Here is a 21,110-nt window from a genome sequence, read left to right as displayed (position 1 = left end):
CTCCCCCGAAAGTGAGGCGACCACCTAGCACTCACGTGCCTCTTACCCGTCTCGTGCCGATCCGTTCCGGCGAGTTCCCGGCCGTCCTGCCCGCACCGTACGACGTCACCGCTATGAATCCGCTCACTCGCCCCGGGCCGGGGACCCGGAACGGGCGCGTGGTCCAGGGCCGTTGGGGAAACCGGCGTGCCCATCCGGCTGCACCGCGCACCACTCGCGGAGTACCCTTCCTTGATCGTTGGACGGGGGTCTGACCGGGAGTGCTCCCAGGGAGCGGAAGGCGGTGCGCGGGTGGGCTCGGGAGGGCTGGAGCTGCCCCCTGGTGGCGAGGGTCACGAGGGGACCTCCACGGACGTCCCGCCCGGTGCGGTGTCCCTGGCGCGGCCCATGAACGCGGGCGCGATCGGTCCGGAACTGGACTGGGACGCCGACGCCTGGCACGAGGTGCGCACGCGCGCGCAGCGCGCCGGCCGGGCCTACATATGGCTCAACCTCGTCGAACAGCGGCTGCGCGCCGTCGTCGCCGCCGTGCTGCGGCCGATCTACGAACCCGTCCACGGCGACGACTGGGTGGTCGCCGCGGCCGGGCCCGCCGGACAGGAGTGGGTGCAGCGCGCCGTCGCCGTCCGCGAGGTCAGCCGCCGCAAGGGCTACCTCCTCGACCCGGCCGACGACAACGTCCTCAGCTTCCTCACGCTGCCGCAGCTGCGCGAGCTCATGGTCCAGCACTGGCCCTGCTTCGAGCCCTACGTCGACGAACGCCGCGACGTGGAACTGGCCCTGGACGAGCTGGAGGTCACCCGCAACGTCGTCTCCCGCAACCGGGCGCTGTCCGAGGCGGTCCTGAACCAGGCCGAACGGGCCTCGGCACGGCTGCTGGAGGCCCTCGGCGCGGGCAGCGACCTGCCGTCCACGCGCCGGCTCCCGGTCGACGCGGTGGAGGACCTGGTCGGCGACCGGTACGCCGACGTGGTCGCCGTGCACTCGGACCGGGTCCGGCTGCTGCGCCAGTTCCCGGCGGAGGACATCTTCGGCCAGGCCCGTCGCGTGGACGCCCTCGGCATCGGCCTCAACCTGCTCGTGCAGAACTTCTCCGGCCGCCGCCTGCTGCGGCTGGCCGAGTCCGGCAGCCGGGTGCGGCTGCTGTTCCTGAACCCCGCCTCCAGCGCGATCAAGCGCCGCGAGCGCGAACTGGGCATCAAGCGCGGCGAGCTGAGCCGCGCCGTCGAGACGAACATCCTGCACATGCGCCGGGTGCGCTCCCGGCTGCGGGATCCGGGCGCCTTCGAGATCCAGGTCTTCGACGAGACCCCCCGCTTCACGGCCTACCTCGTGGACGGGGACGGCGCCGACGGCATCGCGGTCGTGCAGTCCTACCTGCGCCGCACGCGGGGGATGGAGGCGCCGGTGCTCGTCCTGCGCAACGGGCGCAACGGCGGCAGGGTCGTGAAGCCGGGCCAGGCGGACCAGGCGGACGAAGGCGGACTCTTCCCCACCTACCGTGAGGAGTTCGAGCAGATGTGGGCGGATTCGCGGCCGGTGTCCTGAGCGTCGGCGGGCGCCGGCACCGGCGCGAACGGAACGCGATCCTCCGATTGTCAGTGGTCCGTGCGAAGGTGGAGACCACTGGGGGAACGCACCACCGAGGAGGGGGACCGCCCATGGGCTGGCACCGGGAGCTGCTGATCGGCTTCGACCTGGAGACGACGGGCACCGATCCGCGCGAGGCGCGCATCGTCACCGGCGCCGTGATCGAGGTCAGGGACGGGGAGCCGCTCGGCCGCCACGAGTGGCTGGCCGACCCCGGCGTGGAGATCCCGGCGGACGCGGTGGCCGTGCACGGCATCAGCAACGAACGCGCGGCCGCCGAGGGCCGCCCCGCCGACCAGGTCGCCGACGCCGTCGCCGAAGTCCTCACGGACCACTGGAAGGCGGGCGTCCCGGTCGTCGCCTACAACGCGGCCTTCGACCTCACCCTGCTCAGCGCCGAACTGCGGCGCCACGGGCTGCCGTCCCTGCGGGAGCGCCTGGGCGGCCTGGACCCCGCGCCCGTCATAGACCCGTACACCATCGACCGCTCCGTGGAGCGCTACCGGCGCGGCAAGCGCAACCTGGAAGCGGTCTGCCGGGAGTACGGCGTCCCGCTCGACGACGCCCACGACGCCTCGGCCGACGCCCTCGCCGCGGCCCGGCTGGCCTCCGCGATAGCCGGCCGCCACCCAGAGGTCGCCGCCCTCGGCCCGGCGGAGCTGCACCGCCGCCAGATCGAGTGGTACGCCGAGTGGGCGGCGGACTTCCAGAGCTTCCTGCGCCGCAAGGGCGACGCCACGGCGGTCGTCGACGGGACGTGGCCGGTCCGTGAATCGGCCGGCGAGCCGGTCTGACCCGGGCCGCCGGGACCGCCGGGGCCGCCGGGGCCGCCGTCAGAACGGGTACCAGCGCACCGTCGGATCCCCGTCCCGCAGCGACGCCACCCGGCGTTCGAACTCGGCCAGCGCCTTCGGGTTGCCCGGCGCGTGCTGGGCCACCCAGGCACAGCTGGCCGTCTCGCGGGCCCCGCGCAGCACCGCGCAGCCGTCCCACTCGCGCACGTCCCAGCCGTAGGTGGCGGCGAACGCGTCGTACGCCTCGGCGGGCAGCCCGTACCGGTCCCGGCTGAGCGACATCACCACCAGGTCGTGCTCGCGCAGGTCGGCGGAGAAGGTCTCCAGGTCGACCAGGACCGGCCCGTCGGGACCGACGTGCACATTGCGGGGGAGCGCGTCGCCGTGGATCGGGCCCGGCGGCAGATGGGGGGTGAGCGCGGCGGCGGCCGTCGCGAAGCCGTCGCGGCGCTCACGCAGGTACGCCGCGTCCGCGGGGTCGATCGCGTCGCCGGCGAGCCGCAGCCAGCGTTCCACCCCGCCCAGCAGGTCGCGGGGCGGCAGCCCGAAGGAGGGGGAGGGCAGCGCGTGGACGAGCCGCAGCAGTGCGGCCACGTCCCGCGGCTCGGTGGGCCGCACCGCGTCGGGCAGCCGGTGCCACACGGTCACGGGATGCCCGTCGACCGTCAGCGCGTCCGGCCGGGCCGCCCGCACCGCCGGCACACCGGCCTCCTCCAGCCACACCGCGACGGCCAGTTCCCGGCCCGCCCGCTCGAGGAGTTCGGCGTCGCGGCCCACCTTCACCACCAGGTCTCCGGCGGCGAAGACCGCGTTCTCGCCGAGGGCGAGCAGCCGCGCCTCCCGCGCCGGGCCGGGCAGCACCTCCGCCGCGGCCAGCACCTCCCGCGCCCGTGCCTCGTCCATCGTTCCGTGCCTCCGTGTCCGTCCCGGTCCGTCGTCGCCGCCCCGCCGTCGCCCGGGCAGGTCCGATGCGCCTGAGCCGGTGCGGTCGCCGGGGACGGCCCGGGCCCCCGCCGGGGTACGGCACGCGTCCGCCGTGCGCGTCCACCGACGGGATCCCGCCATCCGACGGCCAGTGTCGCATTCGCACAGGTGGGAGCGTGTGCGCGGTCCCTTGACGGGGCACAGCGCCTTCACGACCATGACCGAGCCCGTCCGAGCCGTGCGAAGGGGCTGACCACGTGACATCGGTGACCGAGGTGAGGAGACCGGCGCGCCGCGCGCCCGGGGGCAGGGACCGGCCACGGCGCGGCCCCGACCACGGTGCCTGGTTCCTGGTGCTGCCCGCGCTGATCCCCATCCTGGTGCTCAGCGTCGGACCACTGATCTACGGCGTCCTGCTGGCCTTCACCGACGCCCAGTCGGGCCGCACCGAGCCCACGCAGTGGATCGGCACCCTGAACTTCCAGGACCTGCTGCGCGACACGCTGTTCTGGGAGTCGTTCGGCATCGGGCTGGTGTGGGCGGTCGGCGTGACCGTGCCGCAGTTCCTGCTGGCGCTCGGCCTGGCCCTGCTGCTGAACCAGGACCTGCGGCTGCGCTGGCTGGCCCGCGCCCTGGCGATCATCCCCTGGGCGATGCCCGAGGTCGTCGTCGGCATCATGTGGCGGCTCGTCTACAACCCGGACGCGGGCATCCTCAACGAGACCCTGCGCGACCTCGGCCTCGGCGACGGCCGCGACTGGCTCAGCGGCCTCGCCACCGCCCTGCCCGCCGTGATCGTCGTCGGCGTCTGGGCCGGGATGCCGCAGACCACGGTCGCGCTGCTCGCCGGGCTCCAGAACACCCCGCGCGAGCTGCACGAGGCCGCCGCGGTCGACGGCGCCGGAGCCTGGCGCCGCTTCCGCACGGTCACCTGGCCCGCCCTGAGGCCGGTCGCGCTCGCCATCACCGCGCTCAACCTGATCTGGAACCTCAACTCCTTCGCCCTGGTCTACGTGCTGACCAACGGCGGCCCCGGTGGCCGGACCCGGCTGCCCATGCTCTTCGCCTACGAGGAGGCCTTCCGGTACGGGCAGTTCGGCTACGCGGCGGCGATGGGCTGTGTCCTGGTCGCCGTGGTCTCGGTCCTGCTGGCCGTCTTCCTCGTCGGTCGGCTCAGGGGAGGTGGCGACGCGTGAGGACCTCGACCGGGGCCCGCGTCGGCCAGTACGCCGCGCTGCTCGCGTATCTCGTCTTCCTGGCCTTCCCGCTCCTGTGGCTGCTCTCCACCGCGTTCAAACCACCGCGCGAGCTGGCGAGTCTCCACCCCACCTGGATCCCGAAGAACCCCACCCTCGACAACTTCCGGCAGGCCTTCGACGAGCAGCCGCTGCTGCACGCCGCGCTCAACTCCCTGCTGGCCGCCCTCGGCGCCGCGGTGATCGCGGTGCTGATCGCGACCCCGATGGCCTATGTCATGGCCCGGCGCCGCGGCCGGCTCGCCAAGGCGGCCACCGGGTGGGTCGTGGTCAGTCAGGCCTTCCCCTTCGTCCTGCTGATCATCCCGCTCTTCCTGGTCCTGAAGAACCTGCGGCTGATCAACTCCGTGCCGGGGCTGGTGATGGTGTACGTCGTGTGGTCGCTGCCGTTCGCGCTGTGGATGCTCGCCGGGTACGTCCGGGCCGTGCCGGCCGAGCTGGAGGAGGCCGCGGCGGTCGACGGGGCCGGGCGGCTGCGCACCCTCGTCTCGGTGACCGCGCCGCTGCTCGCGCCGGGGATCGTGGCGACGGCGCTGTTCGCGTTCATCACCGCGTGGAACGAGTTCTTCTTCGCGCTGGTGCTGCTGAAGACACCGGAGAAACAGACCCTGCCGGTCGTGCTCACCCACTTCATCGGCGCCGAGGGCGTCGCCGACCTCGGCCCGCTGGCGGCGGCGGCCTTCCTCGCGACGCTGCCCTCGCTGGTGGTGTTCGCGATCGTCCAGCGGCGGATCACGGGCGGCATGCTCGCCGGGGCGGTGAAGAGCTGATGCGCACCAGGACCCTCACCACCCTGCTCGCCGCGCTCGCCCTGCTGCTCGCGGCCTGCACCGGAACGGGCGGCGAGGCCGACGACGGCCGGATCACCCTGCGCTTCCAGTCCCTGGCCTGGCAGGACGAGTCCGTCAAGGCCAACAAGGAGCTGGTCGAGGAGTGGAACAGGACCCACCCCGACGTGCGCGTCGAGTACGTCCAGGGCAGCTGGGACAGCGTCCACGACCAGCTCCTCACCTCCTTCGAGGGCGGCGAGGCGCCGGACGTCATCCACGACGCCTCCGACGACCTCGCGGACTTCGCCCACGGCGGCTACCTCGCCGACCTCACCGGCCTGCTGCCCCAGCGGCTGAAGGACGACATCCCGCGGCACAGCTGGGAGACGGTCACCTTCGGCGACGGCGTCTACGGCGTGCCGTTCCTCCAGGAACCCCGCGTCCTGATCGCCAACACCACCCTGCTGGAGAGAGCGGGCGTCCGCCTCCCCACTCCCCAACGCCCCTGGACCTGGCCGGAGTTCCGGCAGGTGACGAAGCGGCTGAGCGGCGACGGGAGGTACGGGGTGGCCTGGCCGCTCAAGGAGCCCGTGTCCGCCACGCTCAACCTGTCGCTGTCCACCGGCGGACGGCTGTTCCACCGCGACGGGGACGGCAAGGTGACCGTCCGGTTCGAGGACGCCGACCAGGTGGTGCCGCGCACCATCCACGACCAGGTCGGCCGCGACCGCAGCGCCTCCGCGTCCACCCTGGGCAGCGGCGGCTCCGACACCCTGCCCGGCTTCTTCGCGGGCAAGTACGCGATGGTGCCGCTCGGCTTCTCCTACCGCCAGCAGATCGAACAGCAGGCGCCCGAGGGCTTCGACTGGCAGGTGCTGCCCGCCCCGGCCGGCGCCGACGGGCTCGCCCAGGGCGTCAGCCCGCAGACCCTGTCCGTCGCCGAGGACAGCCCGCACAAGAAGGAGGCCGTCGCGTTCGTCGACTTCCTCCTCCAGCCGGACAACATGGTCCGCCTCGCCCTCGGCGACTGGATGCTGCCCACCGGCACCCGGGCCCTGGAGGACCCCGCCCTGCGCACGCCCGAGAACGGCTGGGCCACCGGCGCCGCCCTCGCCGCCCACCTGCGCCCGGCACCCGCGCAGTCCGTCCGGGGCTACGCCGAGTGGAAGGACAAGGTGGCGACCCCCGCGCTCCAGGAGTACTACAGCGGGGCGATCGGCATGAAGGAGTTGCGCGAGAGGCTGGAGGAGGACGGCAACCTGGTGCTCGCCCGCTATCAGCGCTGACGGCCCGCACCGGAAAAACGTTGTACGAGACGTTTCGTCTCGCTTACGGTGGTGACATGACCGGTCGAGCCCACATCGCCATGTTCTCCATCGCCGCGCACGGCCACGTGAACCCCAGCCTGGAGGTGATCCGCGAGCTCGTCGCACGAGGGCACCGGGTGACGTACGCGATCCCGCCGCTCTTCGCGGAGAAGGTCGCCGAGACGGGCGCCGAACCCAAGCTGTGGAACAGCACGCTGCCCGGCCCCGACGCCGACCCGGAGGCGTGGGGCACCACCCTGCTCGACAACGTCGAGCCGTTCCTCGACGACGCCGTCCAGGCACTGCCCCAGCTCATCAAGGCCTATGAAGGGGACGAGCCGGACCTCGTCCTGCACGACATCGCCTCCTACCCGGCCCGCGTCCTCGCCCACCGCTGGGGCGTGCCCGCGGTCTCCCTGTCGCCCTGCATGGTCGCCTGGGAGGGGTACGAGAAGGAGGTCGCCGAGCCGATGTGGGAGGAGCCGCGCAAGACCGAGCGCGGTCAGGCGTACTACGCCCGTTTCCGGACCTGGCTGGAGGAGAACGGGATCACGACGCACCCCGACCCCTTCACCGGCCGCCCCGACCGCTCCCTGGTGCTGATCCCCAAGGCGCTCCAGCCCAACGCCGAGAGGGTGGACGAGAAGACGTACACCTTCGTCGGTGCCTGCCAGGGCGACCGCGGTGCCGAGGGCGCGTGGACGCGTCCCGAGGGTGCCGAGAAGGTCGTGCTCGTCTCCCTCGGGTCCGCCTTCACCAAGCAGCCCGCCTTCTACCGGGAGTGCGTCAGGGCCTTCGGCGACCTGCCGGGCTGGCACGTGGTGCTCCAGATCGGCAGCCACGTCGACGCCGCCGACCTGGGCGACGTGCCGGGCAACGTGGAGGTGCGGTCGTGGGTGCCGCAGTTGGCGATTCTCCAGGAGGCCGACCTGTTCGTCACCCACGCGGGTGCGGGCGGCAGTCAGGAGGGCCTGGCCACCGCCACGCCGATGATCGCCGTGCCGCAGGCCGCGGACCAGTTCGGCAACGCCGACATGCTCCAGGGGCTCGGCGTCGCCCGCCGGCTGTCCACCGAGGACGCCACCGCCGAGGCGCTGCGCGCCGCCGCCCTCGCCCTGGTCGACGACCCGGAGGTGGCCGCGCGCCTGGAGGAGATCCAGGCGCAGATGGCCCAGGAGGGCGGCACCCGGCGGGCCGCCGACCTGATCGAGGCGGAGCTGGCGGCGGCGCGGTCCTGACCGCGCCGGTGACGACCGAGGGCCCGTCGGTTCCCCCGGAACCGACGGGCCCTCACCCTCCCGGGGCCGTTCAGACCCCGACCCGCTCGCCCTCGTCGTCCCGGGCCGCCGGGGCGACCGCCTCGGGCGTCTCGTCGTGGGTGAGGTCGGGCAGCCGGTGCAGCCACTTCGGCAGGTACCAGTTCCGCTCGCCGAGCAGGGCCATCACGGCCGGCAGCAGCACGCCCCGGATGACCGTCGCGTCGATCAGCACCGCCGCCGCCAGGCCCACGCCCATCTGCTTCATGGACTGCATGGACAGGGTGCCGAAGATGGCGAACACGGCGACCATGATGACCGCGGCACTGGTGACGACCCCGGCCGTGGTGACCACGCCGTGCTGGATGGCGTCCCTGGTCGTCCGGCCGCGCAGCCGCGCCTCGCGGATTCGCGAGACCACGAACACGTGGTAGTCCATCGACAGGCCGAAGAGGATCACGAAGAGGAACAGCGGCAGCCAGGTGACGATGGCGCCGACCCCCTCAGCGCCCACCAGCGAGGCGCCCCAGCCGTGCTGGAAGACGGCGACGAGGATGCCGTACGCCGCGCCCACCGACAGCAGGTTCAGCACGATCGAGGTGATCGCGACCGTCAGGGAGCGGAACGACAGCAGCATCAGCAGGAAGGCGAAGACCACGACGAACGCGAAGACCGGCACGACCGAGCCGATCAGCTGGTCGTTGAAGTCCTTGTTGCCGGCCACCTGCCCGGTGATCGGGGCCTCGACGCCGTCGACCTTGCCCAGCGTCGCCGGCCGCACGTCGTCGCGCAGCGTGTCCAGGCTCTCGCCCGCCTTGTCCTGGTCGGAGCCGCCGACCAGGGGGACGTGGATCAGGGCGACGTTCTGCTCGTCGTGCATGGTGATGCCGACCGGCCCGCGCGAGGCGCCGGAACTGACCGCCCGCTCCCGGAAGTCGGCGAGCGCCGCCCGCACCTCGGGCGCGTTGATGTCGTCGGCCTTGACGACGACCTCGGCCGGGTCGGAGCCGCCGGGGAAGGCCTCGTTGACCCGGTTGTACGTCTGCACGATGGGCAGTGCGTCGCCGAACTCCTGGTCCAGGGTGAGGTTCTGCGTCTTCATGCCGACGGCGGGAGCGGCGACGGCCAGCAGGGCACCGACCGCCACGGCGGCGGCGAGCACCGGCTTGGCGAGCACGCGCCGCAGCACCGCCGTCCAGAACCGGCTGCCCTCCTCGGCACCCTGGCGCCGGCGCCGGCGCAGGAAGGGCACGCGCCCCTTCTCCACCCGCTCGCCCAGCAGGGACAGCAGTGCCGGCAGCACCGTGACCGAGCCGACCATGGCGACCGCGACCACCATCAGCGAGGCCAGGCCCATCGCCTCGAACTCGGCGATACCGGTGAACAGCATGCCCGCCATCGCCACGCACACCGTCACACCGGAGACGACGATCGCCCGGCCACTGGTGGCGGCGGCGATCCTGAGCGCCGTCTGCGCGTCCCGGCCCGCGGCGCGCTCCTCGCGCTCGCGGCGCAGGTAGAACAGGCAGTAGTCGACGCCGACGGCCAGACCGACCAGCAGCATCACGGAGTTGGCGGTGTCGCTCATCGGCTGGAGGTGGCTGACGAGACCCATCAGGCCCATCGTCGCCATGATCGCGGTGATCGCCAGCGCCACCGGAACCAGCGCGGCCACCAGCGCGCCGAACGCGACCAGCAGGATGCCGAGGGCCACCGGCACCGCGGAGTACTCGGCCTTCTGGAAGTCGTCGCCGAACGCGTCGTCGTACGTCTTCATCATGCTGGCGCCGCCGATCTCCTCGATCCGCAGCGACCCGTGCTCCTCCTGGACGCCCTCGACGGCCTTCAGCACCGGTTCGATCCGCTCGACCGCGGTGTCCGCCTCGCCGCGCATGTCGAACTGCACCAGCGCGCTGCGGCCGTCCTTCGAGATCGTCTTCGTCCGGTACGGCGAGGTGACGCCCGTGACCTTCCCGGTGCCCTCCACCGCCTCGACGACCGCGGTGACGGCGGCGCGGAACTCGGCGTCCGTGGCCGTCAGTTCCCCGTCCTTCGCCTGGATCAGGACGGTCTCACCGGCCGGTTCGTCGATCCCGGCGTCCTCGATGATCCTGGCGGCGGTACGCGTCTCGCCCCCCATCTGCTCGCTGTCCTTGACGTCGACCCGGCCGGCCGCCGAACCGAGCCCCATCGCCAGGACGACGAACAGTACCCAGATCCCGACGGCAGCCCATCGGTGCCGGGCGCTCCAGCCGCCGGCCCGGGCGGCGATGCCCCGCACCCGTGTGTCTCCGTTCCCCATGACGGGCTTGCCCCCTCGTCTGCGGTGGAGGCCCCCTGCCACCACCTTCCGATTCGAAGGTATGGCCCGCATAAGCCGGTCTCGTCGTGCTGACCGGTGACGTGGGACGGGTCCGGCTCATCCCCTCGGACACCCGGTCTCACCGCTGGGGAGGACGGTGGTCCCTTACATCTGTCCGGGTCTCTCGGGGGCGGCGGTCGGGGGAGGGTGACCGGAGGGCAGGATTCTGCCAAGTTTCCCTCCGCGGGCCTGTCGGACACGTCACAGGTGTGCGCGGCGGTTGAATCCCGCCCGGCGGATGGGCGAGAGTGGCGCGCACGTCCGCCCGGCGGACGCGGCCGTCGCGCCCGCCCCCACGGGGCGCGACGGCCGCTCTATGGTGTGGGCATGACGACGAGGTATGCGGCGCTGCTGCGCGGGATCAACGTGGGCGGCGCCAGGAAGGTCCCGATGGCCGAACTGCGCACGCTCCTGGAGGGCCTCGGTCTCGACGCCGTACGCACCCATCTGCAGAGCGGGCAGGCCGCGTTCACGTCCGGCCGCGGGGACGAGCAGTCCCTGGCCGCAGAGCTGGCGCGGGCGGTCGAGGAGCACTTCGGCTTCCCGGTGGACGTGATCGTGCGCGACCACGCCTATCTGAGAGCGGTCGCCGAGGCGTGCCCGTTCCCGGCCGCCGACCTGGAGGCCCGGCAGCTGCACGTCACCTACTTCTCCGCGCCGGCCGACGAGGAGCGCTTCGCGCCGGTCGACCGGGCGGCGTACCTCCCCGAGGAGTTCCGCCTCGGCGACCGCGCCCTGTACCTGTACGCGCCGGACGGGCTGGGCCGCTCCAAGCTCGCCGAACAGCTCGCCAGGCCGCGCCTCACCGAAGGTCTGGTCGCCACCACCCGCAACTGGAACACCGTCGTCAAGCTCGTCGAGCTGACCGCGCCGGCGGCCTGAGGGAACTGTGCGGCGCCCGCAGTCGTCACAACGGACAGGACTGAAGCGCCGGACGACGCGACGGAGGCGAGTGGTCATGCGGACGAGCGACTCGACGAAGGTACGGGCGACATTGGCCGACGGGCGGCGGATCACCCTGTCGCTCCCGCCCACGGACGCGCCCTGGGCCGCCGACGGCATCGGCGGCCTGCGCCCCGTCCCGCCCACCCACACCGGCCGCGGCGAGGAACCCCGCCCTCTCCCGGACCGGCCCCCACTGCCCCTGGACGTGGCCCTGCTCGGCCTGGGCGCCTAGCCGTATCGACCTGGAGCGTCGTTCACGCGGCTGATCGGTGGGCGGCGGTCCGGGTGTCAGGCCGCCCCGGCCGCCGCCGGCACCGGTGTCCGCGCCGCGTCGTACCGCTCCAGCAGCAGCCGCGCCACCTCGGGCGCCGGGCCCAGCACGTCGGCCAGGACGTCGGCCCCGGCCGCGCCCCGTGCGATGCGGTCCGGCAGGAAGCCGGGGGCCAGCACGTACGGGGCGACGGCGACGCGTGCGCAGCCGGCGGCGCGCAGCGCGCGGACCGCGTCCTCGGTGCGGGGAAGGGATGCGGAGGCGAACGCAGGCCGCACGGCGCACCAACCGGTGTGCCGCCACTCCCGCGCGATGTCTGCGATCACTGCGATCGCCTCCGGGTCGGAGGACCCCGCCGAGGCCAGCACGACCCCGGTCGAGGACTTGTCGGCGGGCGTGAGGCCCGCCTCGTACAGGCGCCGCTCCAGCGCCGACAGCAGCAGCGGGGAGGGGCCGAGCACCTCCGCCTGCCGGATCCGCAGCCGGGCCGGCGCGTCCGCGAGGACGGCCGGGATGTCGGCCTTGGCGTGGAAGGCGCGGGTCAGCAGCAGCGGCAGCGCCACCACGTCCCTTATCCCCTCCGCCGCCAGGGACTCCAGTACCCCCTGCACGGAGGGGACGTTGAAGTCCAGGAAGCCGGTCTCCACCCGTACGTCCGGGCGCAGCGCCCCGACCCGGCGGACCAGGGCGTGCACGGTCGCGGCGTGCCGCGGATCGCGGCTGCCGTGGGCGACGACCAGCAGGACGGGCCGGGCGTGCGGGGCGGGGCGGACCGGACGGCGCATGGGGTGTCTCAGCTCCTCACCAGCAGACCGCGGCTGCGCAGCACCCACCGCTCCAGCGGGCTGAAGATCAGCAGGTCGATGGCGATGCCGACGATCAGGATCAGCAGGATGGCCTCGAAGACCATCGCCATGTCGCTGGCGTTGCGGCCGTTCTCCAGCAGCTGGCCGAGGCCCACGCCGAGGTCGGGGAAGGACGCGATGATCTCGGCGGCCATCAGCGACCGCCAGGAGAACGCCCAGCCCTGCTTCAGCCCCGCCACATAGCCGGGCAGCGCGGCCGGCAGCACGATGTGCCAGGTGCCCTTCAGCCCCGTCGCGCCCAGCGTGCGGCCCGCCCGCAGGTACAGCGGGGACACCTGGTCCACGCCGGACACCAGACCGTTGGCGATGGAGGGCACCGCGCCCAGCAGGATGACGGCGTACATCATCGAGTTGTTCAGGCCCAGCCAGATCACGGCCGGCGGCACCCAGGCCACCGACGGCAGCGACTGGAGGCCGGACAGGATCGGGCCGATCGCCGCCCGCACGAACTTCACCCGCGCCACCAGCAGCCCCAGCGGGGTGCCGATCAGCAGGGCGAAGCAGAAGCCGAGCAGGCCGCGCGAGACGCTGGTCCAGATGTAGCCGAGCAGCTCGCCCTGGAGCCACGCCTGCCGGACGACGTCCCACACGGCGGACGGGGCGGGCAGCTTCGTCGGGTCGTCGACGACGTGGAACGAGACCAGTCCCTGCCAGATCGCCAGCACCAGGAGCACCGCGACGGTGGGCGGCAGGATCTTCTCGACGAAGGTCTGCCGGAACGGCGTGCGGCCCTGCTGCACCGTCTCCAGTGCGTCGAGGCCCGCCTCCAGACCGGCGAGGTCGCCGCCGTCCTTCGCCGGACCGGTCGTCTCAGTGCTGGCCATGGCGGCGGATCTCCCCACGCAGTTCTTCGGTGATCTCGACGGACAGTTCCGCCACGGCGGTGTCCTCGATGCGGCGCGGATGCGGGATGCCCACCGTCCACTCGCGTGCGACGCGCCCGGGGCGGGAGGACAGCAGCACCACGCGCTCGGCGAGCCGCACGGCCTCGCGCACGTTGTGCGTGACGAACAGGACGGACAGCTTCGTCTCCCGCCAGATCCGGGTCAGCTCGTCGTGCAGCACGTCCCGCGTGATCGCGTCCAGCGCCGCGAACGGCTCGTCCATCAGCAGCAGCCTGCTCTCCTGCGCGAGAGCGCGCGCCATCGCGACGCGCTGGCGCATGCCGCCCGACAGCTCGTGCACCCGCTTGCCGTACGCGCCCTTCAGCCGGACGAGTTCGAGCAGTTCCTCGGCCTTGTCGCGGCGCTCGGACTTGGGCACGCCGCGCAGTCTGAGGGCGAGTTCGATGTTCTTGCCCGCGGTCAGCCACGGGAACAGGGCGTGCTCCTGGAACATCAGGGCCGGCCGCCCGTCCGTGGTGATGGCGCCGGCGCTGGGCCTGTCCAGGCCGGCCACCAGGTTCAGCAGCGTGGACTTGCCGCAGCCGGATGCCCCCAGGAGGGTGACGAACTCGCCGGGTGCGACATCGAGGGTGATGTCGTCCAGCACGAGCTGCTGTCCGGCGGGGCCCGCGAACGACTTCGAGACGTGCTCGATCCGGGCGGCGTGCGTGGCCGCCTCGGTGCCGTCGGCGGCCTTGGCGAGGGTCGTGGCCATGGTCGTCACCTCCTGGGAGTGGTCGGATCCGGGCTTACTTGACGCCGAGACCGGCGTCGTCGACCGCGGGCTCGCCCTTGGCCTTGAGGACCTTGTTGAGCAGCGTGAGGTCGTAGATGCCCTGGAGGTCGGGCTTCTTCAGCAGACCGGCCTTCACGGCGTGCTCCGCCTGGGCGTCGAGGGTGGCGGCCAGCGGGTCGTCGGTGAGCTGGATCGACTTCCACGCCGGGTCCAGGACGTCGGCGGGCAGTGCCTTGCCGGTGTCGGCCTTGAGCCGCTCGTTCGCCGCGGCCTTGGCCTCGTCCGGGTGGGCCTCGATCCACGCGTTGGTGTCGACCGACGCCTTCAGGACGGCCTCGACGGCCTTCGGGTGGGCCTTGAGGAACTTCTGCGACACGATGATGTTCGTGATCACGAACTTCTTGTCGGGCCACAGGTCGGACTCGTCGAGCAGCACCTTGCCGCCCGCGGCGACCAGCTTGGACGCGGTCGGCTCCGGCACCCAAGCGCCGTCCAGGGAACCGGCCTTGTAGGCGTCCGGGGTGACCTTGTTGTCGCTGCGGACGACCGTGACGTCGCCCTTGCCGCTCTGCGCGTCGACCTTCCAGCCCTGGTCGGCGATCCAGTTGAGGAACGCCACGTCCTGTGTGTTGCCGAGCTGCGGGGTCGCGATGCGCTTGCCCTTGACGTCCTTCAGGGACGTGACCTTGTCGGGGTTCACCACCAGCTTCACCCCGCCGGAGGCCGAACCGCCGATGATGCGCAGGTTCTTGCCGGCGGACTTGGTGTAGCCGTTGATCGCGGGGGAGGGGCCGATCCAGCCGATGTCGATGGAGCCGGAGTTCAGCGCCTCGATCTCGGACGGGCCCGCGTTGAACGTCGCGTACTTGGCCTCGGTGGCGCCCAGCTCCTTCTGGAAGAAGCCCTTCTGCCGGGCGACCAGGGCGGTGGCGTGGGTGACGTTGCCGAAGTAGCCGATGCGGACGGAGTCGAGTCCGTCGATCTTCTCGGCACCCGCGGCGACCTCGGCGGTGTCGTCGTCCTTCGCCTCGGAGCCGTACCCGCAGGCGGCGAGGGTCAGGAGCGGCAGGGCGGCTATGACCGCGAGGGTGCGGCGCAGGGCGGTGGTGGCAGGCACGGGAGGTGTTCCTCTCGTTGGCCCGGCGGTCACGCCTGTCGCTTCGTGCGAGGTGTCAGGTCGTGGCCGGGAGGTCGGCAGGTCTTCGGCTGTGCGGGTGGGGGGTGTGGGGGTGTCGTTCGGACCTTGCCGGGGTCGCGGGCTCCGGCACGCACGTCTGCGGCGTTGTCGTCGGTTGCCGACGCTCCGCGTCGACGCCCTCCTCCGCCTTGCAGCCGCACGCACCAGACCCCGCTCGGCCCGGTACAAAGGCGCCGTTGCCTGGAGCCGGCCAGGTCCGAACGACACCCCCTTGGGCGCGCATGCGGTGCGCGTACGTCAGCGCGCACATCGCGCCACTCCGCCCTGCCCGCTGCCGAGAGCACCGCTGCCGACGCGGCCGCCCTCCTTCGCGAACGTGGAGTAGAAATCGGGGGAGTTCATGCTCAGAAGTCCCAGCCGTCCTCGTCGTCGGCGTCCTTGACCGGCTCCGGGGCGGCGAAGGACTCGCCGGCCATCCCGGCGGTCAGCGTGGTGCCGTCGCTCGGATCGATCAGGATGAACGAGCCGGTGCGGCGGGAGTCCGCGTAGGAGTCGGCGGGCAGCGGCTCGGCGGTGCGGATCTTCACGCGGCCGATGTCGTTGGCGACGAGCCGGCCGGGGTGCGGGTGCAGGGACAGGTCGTCCAGCGTGAGCCGGGCCGGGATGTCCTTGACGATGGCCTTGACGGTGCGGGTGCCGTGCTTGAGCAGCACGCGGTGGCCCACGGTCAGCGGCGCGTCGGCGACGTGGCAGACGGTGGCCTCGACGTCCTGGGTGGTGGCCGGGGCGTCCTTGCTGGGCACGATCAGGTCGCCGCGGGAGACGTCGATGTCGTCCTCCAGCAGCAGCGTCACCGACTGCGGCGTCCAGGCCGCGTCGACCGGCTCGCCCAGCAGGTCGATGCCGGCCACCTTGGAGGTGCGGCCCGACGGCAGCACGGTGACCTCGTCGCCGACGCGGAAGGTGCCGGCGGCGATCTGGCCCGCGTAGCCCCGGTAGTCGGGGTGCTCGGCGGTCTGGGGACGGATCACGTACTGCACGGGCAGCCGGGCGTGGCAGTGCGCCAGGTCGTGGCTGACCGGGACGGTCTCCAGGTGCTCCAGGACGGTCGGGCCGCCGTACCAGTCCATGACCGCCGACGGCTCCACCACGTTGTCGCCCGCGAGCGCCGAGATCGGGATCGCGGTGACCTCGGGGACGCCCAGCTCGGTCGCGTACGCCGTGAACTCCTCGGCGATCGCGGCGAACACGGACTCCCGGTAGTCGACCAGGTCCATCTTGTTGACGGCGAGGACGACGTGCGGCACCCGCAGCAGGGCGGCGATCGCGGCGTGCCGACGGGTCTGCTCGACGACCCCGTTGCGGGCGTCGACCAGGATCACCGTCAGCTCGGCCGTGGAGGCGCCGGTGACCATGTTCCGGGTGTACTGCACGTGCCCGGGGGTGTCGGCCAGGATGAACCGGCGCCGCGGGGTGGCGAAGTAGCGGTAGGCCACGTCGATGGTGATGCCCTGCTCGCGCTCGGCCCGCAGACCGTCGGTGAGCAGCGCGAGGTCCGGAGCGTCCTGGCCGCGGCTCGCGGAGGCGCGCTCCACGGCCTCCAGCTGGTCCACGAGGACCGACTTGGAGTCGTGCAGCAGGCGGCCGACGAGGGTGGACTTGCCGTCGTCGACGGACCCCGCGGTGGCGAACCGCAGCAGGGTGGTCTCCGACAGCTGCCAGGCCGCCGAGGGCTCGGTGGGTTCGGTGGTGGTGGTCATCTCTAGAAGTACCCCTCGCGCTTGCGGTCTTCCATCGCGGCCTCGGAGAGCTTGTCGTCGGCGCGCGTCGCGCCGCGCTCGGTGAGCCGGGACGCGGCGATCTCGGCGATCACCTTCTCGATGGTGTCGGCGTCGGAGTCGACCGCGCCGGTGCAGGACATGTCGCCGACGGTGCGGTAGCGCACGCGCCGCTTGACCACCGTCTCGTCGTCCTTGGGGCCGCCCCACTCGCCGGCGGTCAGCCACATGCCGGCGCGGGCGAAGACCTCGCGCTCGTGGGCGTAGTAGATCTCGGGCAGTTCGATGCCCTCACGGGCGATGTACTGCCACACGTCCAGCTCGGTCCAGTTGGACAGCGGGAAGACGCGGACGTGCTCGCCGGGGGCGTGCCGGCCGTTGTACAGGTTCCACAGCTCGGGGCGCTGACGGCGCGGGTCCCACTGGGAGAACTCGTCGCGCAGCGAGAACACCCGCTCCTTGGCGCGGGCCTTCTCCTCGTCGCGGCGCCCGCCGCCGAAGACGGCGTCGAACCTTTCCGCCTGGATCTTCTCCGTCAGCGGCAGCGTCTGCAGCGGGTTGCGGGTGCCGTCCGGGCGCTCCTTGAGCACCCCCCGGTCGATGTAGTCCTGCACGGAGGCGACGTGCAGGCGCAGCCCGTGCTTCTCCACCGTGCGGTCGCGGTAGTCCAGGACCTCGGGGAAGTTGTGCCCGGTGTCGACGTGCAGCAGGGAGAACGGCACGGCCGCGGGGGCGAACGCCTTCAGCGCCAGGTGCAGCATGAGGATGGAGTCCTTGCCGCCGGAGAACAGGATCACCGGCCGCTCGAACTCGCCCGCCACCTCGCGGAAGATGTGCACCGCCTCGGACTCGAGGGCGTCGAGGTGGGAGAGGGCGTAGGGGCTGCTCGCCGAGCCCTCGCCCTCCTTGACCGTGGCGACGGTCGTCGTCATGCCAGTCCCCTTTCGCTGAGCAGGGCGTACACCGCCGCGGCGGACTCCTGGACGGTCTGGTCCTGCGACTCGATGCGCAGGTCGGGCGAGGCGGGTTCCTCGTACGGGTCGTCGACCCCGGTGAGCCCCGTCAGCTCACCCGCGGCCTGCTTGGCGTACAGGCCCTTCACGTCGCGTACGGAGCACACCTCCACCGGGGTGGCCACGTGCACCTCCACGTACGCCGTCCCGTGGGTCTCGTGGCGCTTGCGGACCGCCTCCCGGCTGTCCGCGTACGGCGCGATCACCGGGACCAGCGCCGTGACGCCGTTGCGGGCGAGCAGTTCGGCGACGAAGCCGATGCGCTGCACGTTGGTGTGCCGGTCCTCGCGGCTGAAACCGAGGCCCGCCGAGAGGAACTCGCGGATCTCGTCGCCGTCGAGCACCTCGACGCGCCGGCCCTCCCCGCGCAGCCGGCCGGCCAGCTCGTGCGCGATGGTGGTCTTGCCGGCGCTCGGCAGACCCGTGAGCCAGACGGTGGCTCCGGTCGTCACGTGGTTCTCCTGGATCTCGGTGGTCGTCGTCATGTCAGCCGTGCAGCCCGCACTCGGTCTTGGAACGGCCCGCCCAGCGGCCGGCCCGCGCGTCCTCGCCCTCCAGCACACGGCGGGTGCAGGGCGCGCAGCCCACGGAGGCGTAGCCGTCCGTCAGCAGCGGGTTGGTGAGGACCCCGTGCTCGGCGACGTACGCCTCCACGTCGTCCTGGGTCCACCGGGCGATGGGGGAGATCTTCACCTTCCGGCGCTTCTCGTCCCAGCCGACCACGGGGGTGTTCGCGCGGGTCTCGGACTCGTCGCGGCGCAGGCCGGTCGCCCACGCCTGGTAGCCCTTGAGGCCCTCCTCCAGCGGCTTGACCTTGCGCAGCGCGCAGCACAGGTCGGGGTCGCGGTCGTGCAGCCTCGGCCCGTACTCGGCGTCCTGCTCGGCGACCGTCTGCCGGGGGGTGAGCGTGATGACGTTCACGTCCATCACGGCCTCCACGGCGTCCCGGGTGCCGATGGTCTCCGGGAAGTGGTAGCCGGTGTCGAGGAACACCACGTCCACGCCGGGCAGGGCGCGGGAGGCGAGGTGGGCGACGACCGCGTCCTCCATGGAGGAGGTCACGCAGAAGCGCTTGCCGAAGGTCTCGGCGGCCCACCGGAGAATCTCCAGTGCCGGGGCGTCCTCCAGTTCGCGGCCCGCCCGCTCGGCCAGCGCCTTCAGCTCGTCGGTCGTCCGCTCTTCCTGAATGGCCGTCATATCGCTTTCCCTCCCGGGGAGTCGGGCTGAAGCCCCCGGGCCATCAGCCCGAGGAACCTCAACTGGAAGGCGCGGTTGCACGCCGCGCATTCCCAGGCCCCGTGGCCCTCTTCGCTCGGTCGCAGGTCCTCGTCGCCGCAGTAGGGGCAGTAGAAGGGCGCGGCGCGCTCGCTCACGACAGCGCCTCCTCCGAGGCGCGCGCCGCCCAGGTGGCGAACCGCTCGCCGTCCTCGCGCTCGGCCTGGTAGCGCTTCAGGACGCGCTCCACGTAGTCCGGCAGCTCGGCCGCCGTCACCTTCAGGCCACGCACCTTGCGGCCGAAGCCGGCCTCCAGGCCGAGCGCCCCGCCCAGGTGCACCTGGTAGCCCTCGACCTGCTCGCCCCGGTCGTTCAGGACCAGCTGGCCCTTGAGACCGATGTCCGCGGTCTGGATACGGGCGCACGCGTTCGGGCAGCCGTTGAGGTTGATGGTGAGGGGCTCGTCGAAGTCCGGGAGGCGGCGCTCCAGTTCGTCGATGAGCGAGGCGCCGCGCGCCTTGGTCTCGACGATGGCGAGCTTGCAGAACTCGATGCCGGTGCACGCCATGGTGCCGCGCCGGAACGTGGACGGCCGGGCACTGAGGTCCAGCGCCTCCAGGGACTCCACCAGGGAGTCGACCTGTCCCTCCTCGACATCGAGCACGATCATCTTCTGCTCGACCGTGGTGCGCACGCGGCCCGAGCCGTGCGCCTCCGCCAGGTCGGCGATCTTCGTGAGGGTGGTGCCGTCGACGCGGCCGACGCGCGGGGCGAAACCGACGTAGTAGCGGCCGTCCTTCTGCCGGTGCACGCCGATGTGGTCGCGCCAGCGGCTCGCCGGCTCGTCGGGCGCCGGACCGTCGGTCAGCCTGCGCTTCAGGTACTCGTCCTCCAGGACCTGGCGGAACTTCTCCGCGCCCCAGTCGGCGACCAGGAACTTCAGGCGGGCGCGGTTGCGCAGGCGCCGGTAGCCGTAGTCGCGGAAGATCGAGATGACGCCCTCGTAGACGTCGGGCACGTCCTCGATCGGCACCCAGGCGCCCAGGCGCACACCGAGCTTGGGGTTGGTGGACAGGCCGCCACCGACCCACAGGTCGAAGCCCGGACCGTGCTCGGGGTGGCGCACGCCGACGAACGCCACGTCGTTGATCTCGTGCACGACGTCCTGCACCGGCGAGCCGGAGATCGCGGTCTTGAACTTGCGCGGCAGGTTCGAGTACGCCGGGTTGTTCAGGACCCGGCGCTTCATCTCCTCCAGCGCCGGCGTGCCGTCGATGATCTCGTCCTCGGCGATGCCCGCGACCGGGGAGCCGATCATCACGCGGGGCGTGTCGCCGCAGGCGGTGACGGTGGACAGGCCGACGGCCTCCAGGCGGTTCCAGATCTCGGGCACGTCCTCGATCCGGATCCAGTGGTACTGGACGTTCTGCCGATCGGTGATGTCGGCCGTGCCGCGCGCGAACTCCTGGGAGATCTCGCCGATGACGCGCAGCTGGGTGGTGGTCAGCGCGCCGCCGTCGATGCGCACGCGCAGCATGAAGTAGCTGTCGTCCAGCTCCTCGGGCTCGAGGATCGCGGTCTTGCCGCCGTCGATGCCCTGCCTGCGCTGGGTGTACAGACCCCACCAGCGCATCCGTCCGCGCAGGTCACCGGGGTCGATGGAGTCGAATCCCCGCTTGGAGTAGATCGTCTCAATACGTGTCCGTACGTTGAGACCGTCGTCGTCCTTCTTGGTCTGCTCGTTGCCGTTGAGCGGGGTGAAATGACCCATGGCCCACTGGCCCTCGCCGCGGTGACGGCTCACCTTGCGGCGGGGAGTCGTGGCATCGGGCTTCGGCGGGGTGGCGGCCATGGTGGACACGTCCTTCGGGACAGCGATGGATTGGGCCGGCGCGGAGCGCCGTCGGTGAGAGGTGGCGGTCGGGTGACGGGAGGGCGGCTCTGACCTGCGCGAACGGGCGCACGGGCATACGTGCGCGTCATTGCGCGGAGGGAGGGGAACGCA

Annotated in this window: 20 protein-coding genes; 8 read left to right on the top strand and 12 right to left on the bottom strand. The window is 72.2% G+C overall.

Going from position 1 to position 21,110, the window contains the following annotated elements:
• Window positions 1-291: 291 nt before the first annotated feature.
• On the top strand, window positions 292-1,548 hold the full coding sequence (locus ACIRFH_RS22885) for an SAV2148 family HEPN domain-containing protein (protein ID WP_403523740.1): 1,257 nt from the start codon (window positions 292-294) through the stop codon (window positions 1,546-1,548).
• A 113-nt stretch (window positions 1,549-1,661) separates the two neighbouring features.
• Window positions 1,662-2,384, top strand: a complete 723-nt coding sequence (locus ACIRFH_RS22880) for a 3'-5' exonuclease (protein WP_403523737.1) — start codon at window positions 1,662-1,664, stop codon at window positions 2,382-2,384.
• Between the two features lie 39 nt (window positions 2,385-2,423).
• Here ACIRFH_RS22880 and ACIRFH_RS22875 read toward each other — a convergent pair whose 3' ends face one another.
• On the bottom strand, window positions 2,424-3,287 hold the full coding sequence (locus ACIRFH_RS22875; RefSeq protein WP_403523734.1) for a phosphotransferase enzyme family protein: 864 nt from the start codon (window positions 3,285-3,287) through the stop codon (window positions 2,424-2,426).
• 278 nt (window positions 3,288-3,565) lie between these two features.
• Here ACIRFH_RS22875 and ACIRFH_RS22870 point away from each other — a divergent pair, with 278 nt between their 5' ends.
• The 4 genes from ACIRFH_RS22870 to mgt are packed head-to-tail and all read left to right on the top strand — an operon-like array spanning window position 3,566 to window position 7,879.
• Entirely contained in the window at window positions 3,566-4,504 is a 939-nt protein-coding gene (locus tag ACIRFH_RS22870) for a carbohydrate ABC transporter permease (RefSeq protein ID WP_403523730.1), read from the top strand.
• Complete coding sequence (locus ACIRFH_RS22865; RefSeq protein WP_403523727.1) at window positions 4,501-5,334, top strand: carbohydrate ABC transporter permease; 834 nt, start codon at window positions 4,501-4,503, stop codon at window positions 5,332-5,334. Before ACIRFH_RS22870 ends, ACIRFH_RS22865 begins: the two co-directional genes overlap by 4 nt.
• Window positions 5,334-6,620, top strand: a complete 1,287-nt coding sequence (locus ACIRFH_RS22860) for an ABC transporter substrate-binding protein (protein ID WP_403523724.1) — start codon at window positions 5,334-5,336, stop codon at window positions 6,618-6,620. The genes ACIRFH_RS22865 and ACIRFH_RS22860 overlap by 1 nt, the downstream gene beginning before the upstream one ends.
• A 56-nt stretch (window positions 6,621-6,676) precedes the next feature.
• On the top strand, window positions 6,677-7,879 hold the full coding sequence (mgt, locus tag ACIRFH_RS22855; RefSeq protein ID WP_403523721.1) for a macrolide-inactivating glycosyltransferase: 1,203 nt from the start codon (window positions 6,677-6,679) through the stop codon (window positions 7,877-7,879).
• Window positions 7,880-7,949: 70 nt separating this feature from the next.
• Here the strand turns inward: mgt and ACIRFH_RS22850 are convergent, their stop codons facing one another.
• Complete coding sequence (locus tag ACIRFH_RS22850; RefSeq protein ID WP_403523718.1) at window positions 7,950-10,199, bottom strand: MMPL family transporter; 2,250 nt, start codon at window positions 10,197-10,199, stop codon at window positions 7,950-7,952.
• A gap of 387 nt (window positions 10,200-10,586) precedes the next feature.
• Between ACIRFH_RS22850 and ACIRFH_RS22845 the strand changes: the two genes are divergently transcribed.
• Both ACIRFH_RS22845 and ACIRFH_RS22840 read left to right on the top strand, forming a co-directional pair.
• Window positions 10,587-11,141 carry a DUF1697 domain-containing protein gene (locus ACIRFH_RS22845; RefSeq protein ID WP_403523715.1) on the top strand — a complete coding sequence of 185 codons (555 nt, stop codon included), beginning with the start codon at window positions 10,587-10,589 and terminating at the stop codon, window positions 11,139-11,141.
• Window positions 11,142-11,217: 76 nt separating this feature from the next.
• Window positions 11,218-11,436 (top strand): hypothetical protein, encoded by a 219-nt coding sequence (locus tag ACIRFH_RS22840; protein WP_403523712.1) that lies wholly within the window; start codon window positions 11,218-11,220, stop codon window positions 11,434-11,436.
• A gap of 56 nt (window positions 11,437-11,492) precedes the next feature.
• Here the strand turns inward: ACIRFH_RS22840 and ACIRFH_RS22835 are convergent, their stop codons facing one another.
• The 10 genes from ACIRFH_RS22835 to sirA form a co-directional block, all read right to left on the bottom strand.
• Window positions 11,493-12,260, bottom strand: coding sequence for a sirohydrochlorin chelatase (locus tag ACIRFH_RS22835; protein ID WP_403523709.1), 768 nt, complete (start codon window positions 12,258-12,260; stop codon window positions 11,493-11,495).
• 8 nt (window positions 12,261-12,268) lie between these two features.
• Window positions 12,269-13,165, bottom strand: coding sequence for an ABC transporter permease (locus ACIRFH_RS22830; RefSeq protein WP_403523706.1), 897 nt, complete (start codon window positions 13,163-13,165; stop codon window positions 12,269-12,271).
• Window positions 13,152-13,940 carry an ABC transporter ATP-binding protein gene (locus ACIRFH_RS22825; protein WP_403523704.1) on the bottom strand — a complete coding sequence of 263 codons (789 nt, stop codon included), beginning with the start codon at window positions 13,938-13,940 and terminating at the stop codon, window positions 13,152-13,154. The genes ACIRFH_RS22830 and ACIRFH_RS22825 overlap by 14 nt, the downstream gene beginning before the upstream one ends.
• 34 nt (window positions 13,941-13,974) lie before the next feature.
• Window positions 13,975-15,078, bottom strand: a complete 1,104-nt coding sequence (locus ACIRFH_RS22820; protein WP_403523701.1) for an aliphatic sulfonate ABC transporter substrate-binding protein — start codon at window positions 15,076-15,078, stop codon at window positions 13,975-13,977.
• A 425-nt stretch (window positions 15,079-15,503) separates the two neighbouring features.
• The gene (locus ACIRFH_RS22815; RefSeq protein ID WP_403523698.1) at window positions 15,504-16,859 is read right to left on the bottom strand and encodes a sulfate adenylyltransferase subunit 1; all 1,356 of its coding nucleotides are present in this window, start codon (window positions 16,857-16,859) and stop codon (window positions 15,504-15,506) included.
• A 2-nt stretch (window positions 16,860-16,861) separates the two neighbouring features.
• Window positions 16,862-17,809 (bottom strand): sulfate adenylyltransferase subunit CysD, encoded by a 948-nt coding sequence (gene cysD / locus ACIRFH_RS22810; protein ID WP_403523695.1) that lies wholly within the window; start codon window positions 17,807-17,809, stop codon window positions 16,862-16,864.
• On the bottom strand, window positions 17,806-18,375 hold the full coding sequence (gene cysC / locus ACIRFH_RS22805) for an adenylyl-sulfate kinase (protein WP_403523692.1): 570 nt from the start codon (window positions 18,373-18,375) through the stop codon (window positions 17,806-17,808). Before cysC ends, cysD begins: the two co-directional genes overlap by 4 nt.
• A gap of 1 nt (window position 18,376) precedes the next feature.
• Complete coding sequence (locus ACIRFH_RS22800; protein ID WP_403523690.1) at window positions 18,377-19,087, bottom strand: phosphoadenylyl-sulfate reductase; 711 nt, start codon at window positions 19,085-19,087, stop codon at window positions 18,377-18,379.
• Window positions 19,084-19,263: a hypothetical protein gene (locus ACIRFH_RS22795; RefSeq protein ID WP_403523687.1), complete on the bottom strand. Its 180-nt coding sequence runs from the start codon at window positions 19,261-19,263 to the stop codon at window positions 19,084-19,086. The genes ACIRFH_RS22800 and ACIRFH_RS22795 overlap by 4 nt, the downstream gene beginning before the upstream one ends.
• Window positions 19,260-20,957 (bottom strand): sulfite reductase SirA, encoded by a 1,698-nt coding sequence (gene sirA / locus ACIRFH_RS22790; RefSeq protein WP_403523685.1) that lies wholly within the window; start codon window positions 20,955-20,957, stop codon window positions 19,260-19,262. Before sirA ends, ACIRFH_RS22795 begins: the two co-directional genes overlap by 4 nt.
• Between the last annotated feature and the right edge of the window lie 153 nt (window positions 20,958-21,110).

It is taken from the genome of Streptomyces sp. NPDC093586 (genome assembly GCF_044764905.1).
Classification (GTDB): Bacteria; Actinomycetota; Actinomycetes; order Streptomycetales; family Streptomycetaceae; genus Streptomyces.
This window is presented reverse-complemented; position numbering and strand designations above follow the sequence as displayed.

Coding starts and splice junctions, on each gene's coding strand:
- ACIRFH_RS22815 (WP_403523698.1), bottom strand. CDS start 16,859: ATGACCACCACCACCGAACCCACCGAGCCCTCGGCGGCCTGGCAGCTG.
- sirA (WP_403523685.1), bottom strand. CDS start 20,957: ATGGCCGCCACCCCGCCGAAGCCCGATGCCACGACTCCCCGCCGCAAG.
- ACIRFH_RS22800 (WP_403523690.1), bottom strand. CDS start 19,087: ATGACGGCCATTCAGGAAGAGCGGACGACCGACGAGCTGAAGGCGCTG.
- ACIRFH_RS22875 (WP_403523734.1), bottom strand. CDS start 3,287: ATGGACGAGGCACGGGCGCGGGAGGTGCTGGCCGCGGCGGAGGTGCTG.
- ACIRFH_RS22830 (WP_403523706.1), bottom strand. CDS start 13,165: ATGGCCAGCACTGAGACGACCGGTCCGGCGAAGGACGGCGGCGACCTC.
- ACIRFH_RS22840 (WP_403523712.1), top strand. CDS start 11,218: ATGCGGACGAGCGACTCGACGAAGGTACGGGCGACATTGGCCGACGGG.
- ACIRFH_RS22860 (WP_403523724.1), top strand. CDS start 5,334: ATGCGCACCAGGACCCTCACCACCCTGCTCGCCGCGCTCGCCCTGCTG.
- ACIRFH_RS22845 (WP_403523715.1), top strand. CDS start 10,587: ATGACGACGAGGTATGCGGCGCTGCTGCGCGGGATCAACGTGGGCGGC.
- ACIRFH_RS22825 (WP_403523704.1), bottom strand. CDS start 13,940: ATGGCCACGACCCTCGCCAAGGCCGCCGACGGCACCGAGGCGGCCACG.
- ACIRFH_RS22835 (WP_403523709.1), bottom strand. CDS start 12,260: ATGCGCCGTCCGGTCCGCCCCGCCCCGCACGCCCGGCCCGTCCTGCTG.
- ACIRFH_RS22850 (WP_403523718.1), bottom strand. CDS start 10,199: ATGGGGAACGGAGACACACGGGTGCGGGGCATCGCCGCCCGGGCCGGC.
- cysC (WP_403523692.1), bottom strand. CDS start 18,375: ATGACGACGACCACCGAGATCCAGGAGAACCACGTGACGACCGGAGCC.
- mgt (WP_403523721.1), top strand. CDS start 6,677: ATGACCGGTCGAGCCCACATCGCCATGTTCTCCATCGCCGCGCACGGC.
- cysD (WP_403523695.1), bottom strand. CDS start 17,809: ATGACGACGACCGTCGCCACGGTCAAGGAGGGCGAGGGCTCGGCGAGC.
- ACIRFH_RS22880 (WP_403523737.1), top strand. CDS start 1,662: ATGGGCTGGCACCGGGAGCTGCTGATCGGCTTCGACCTGGAGACGACG.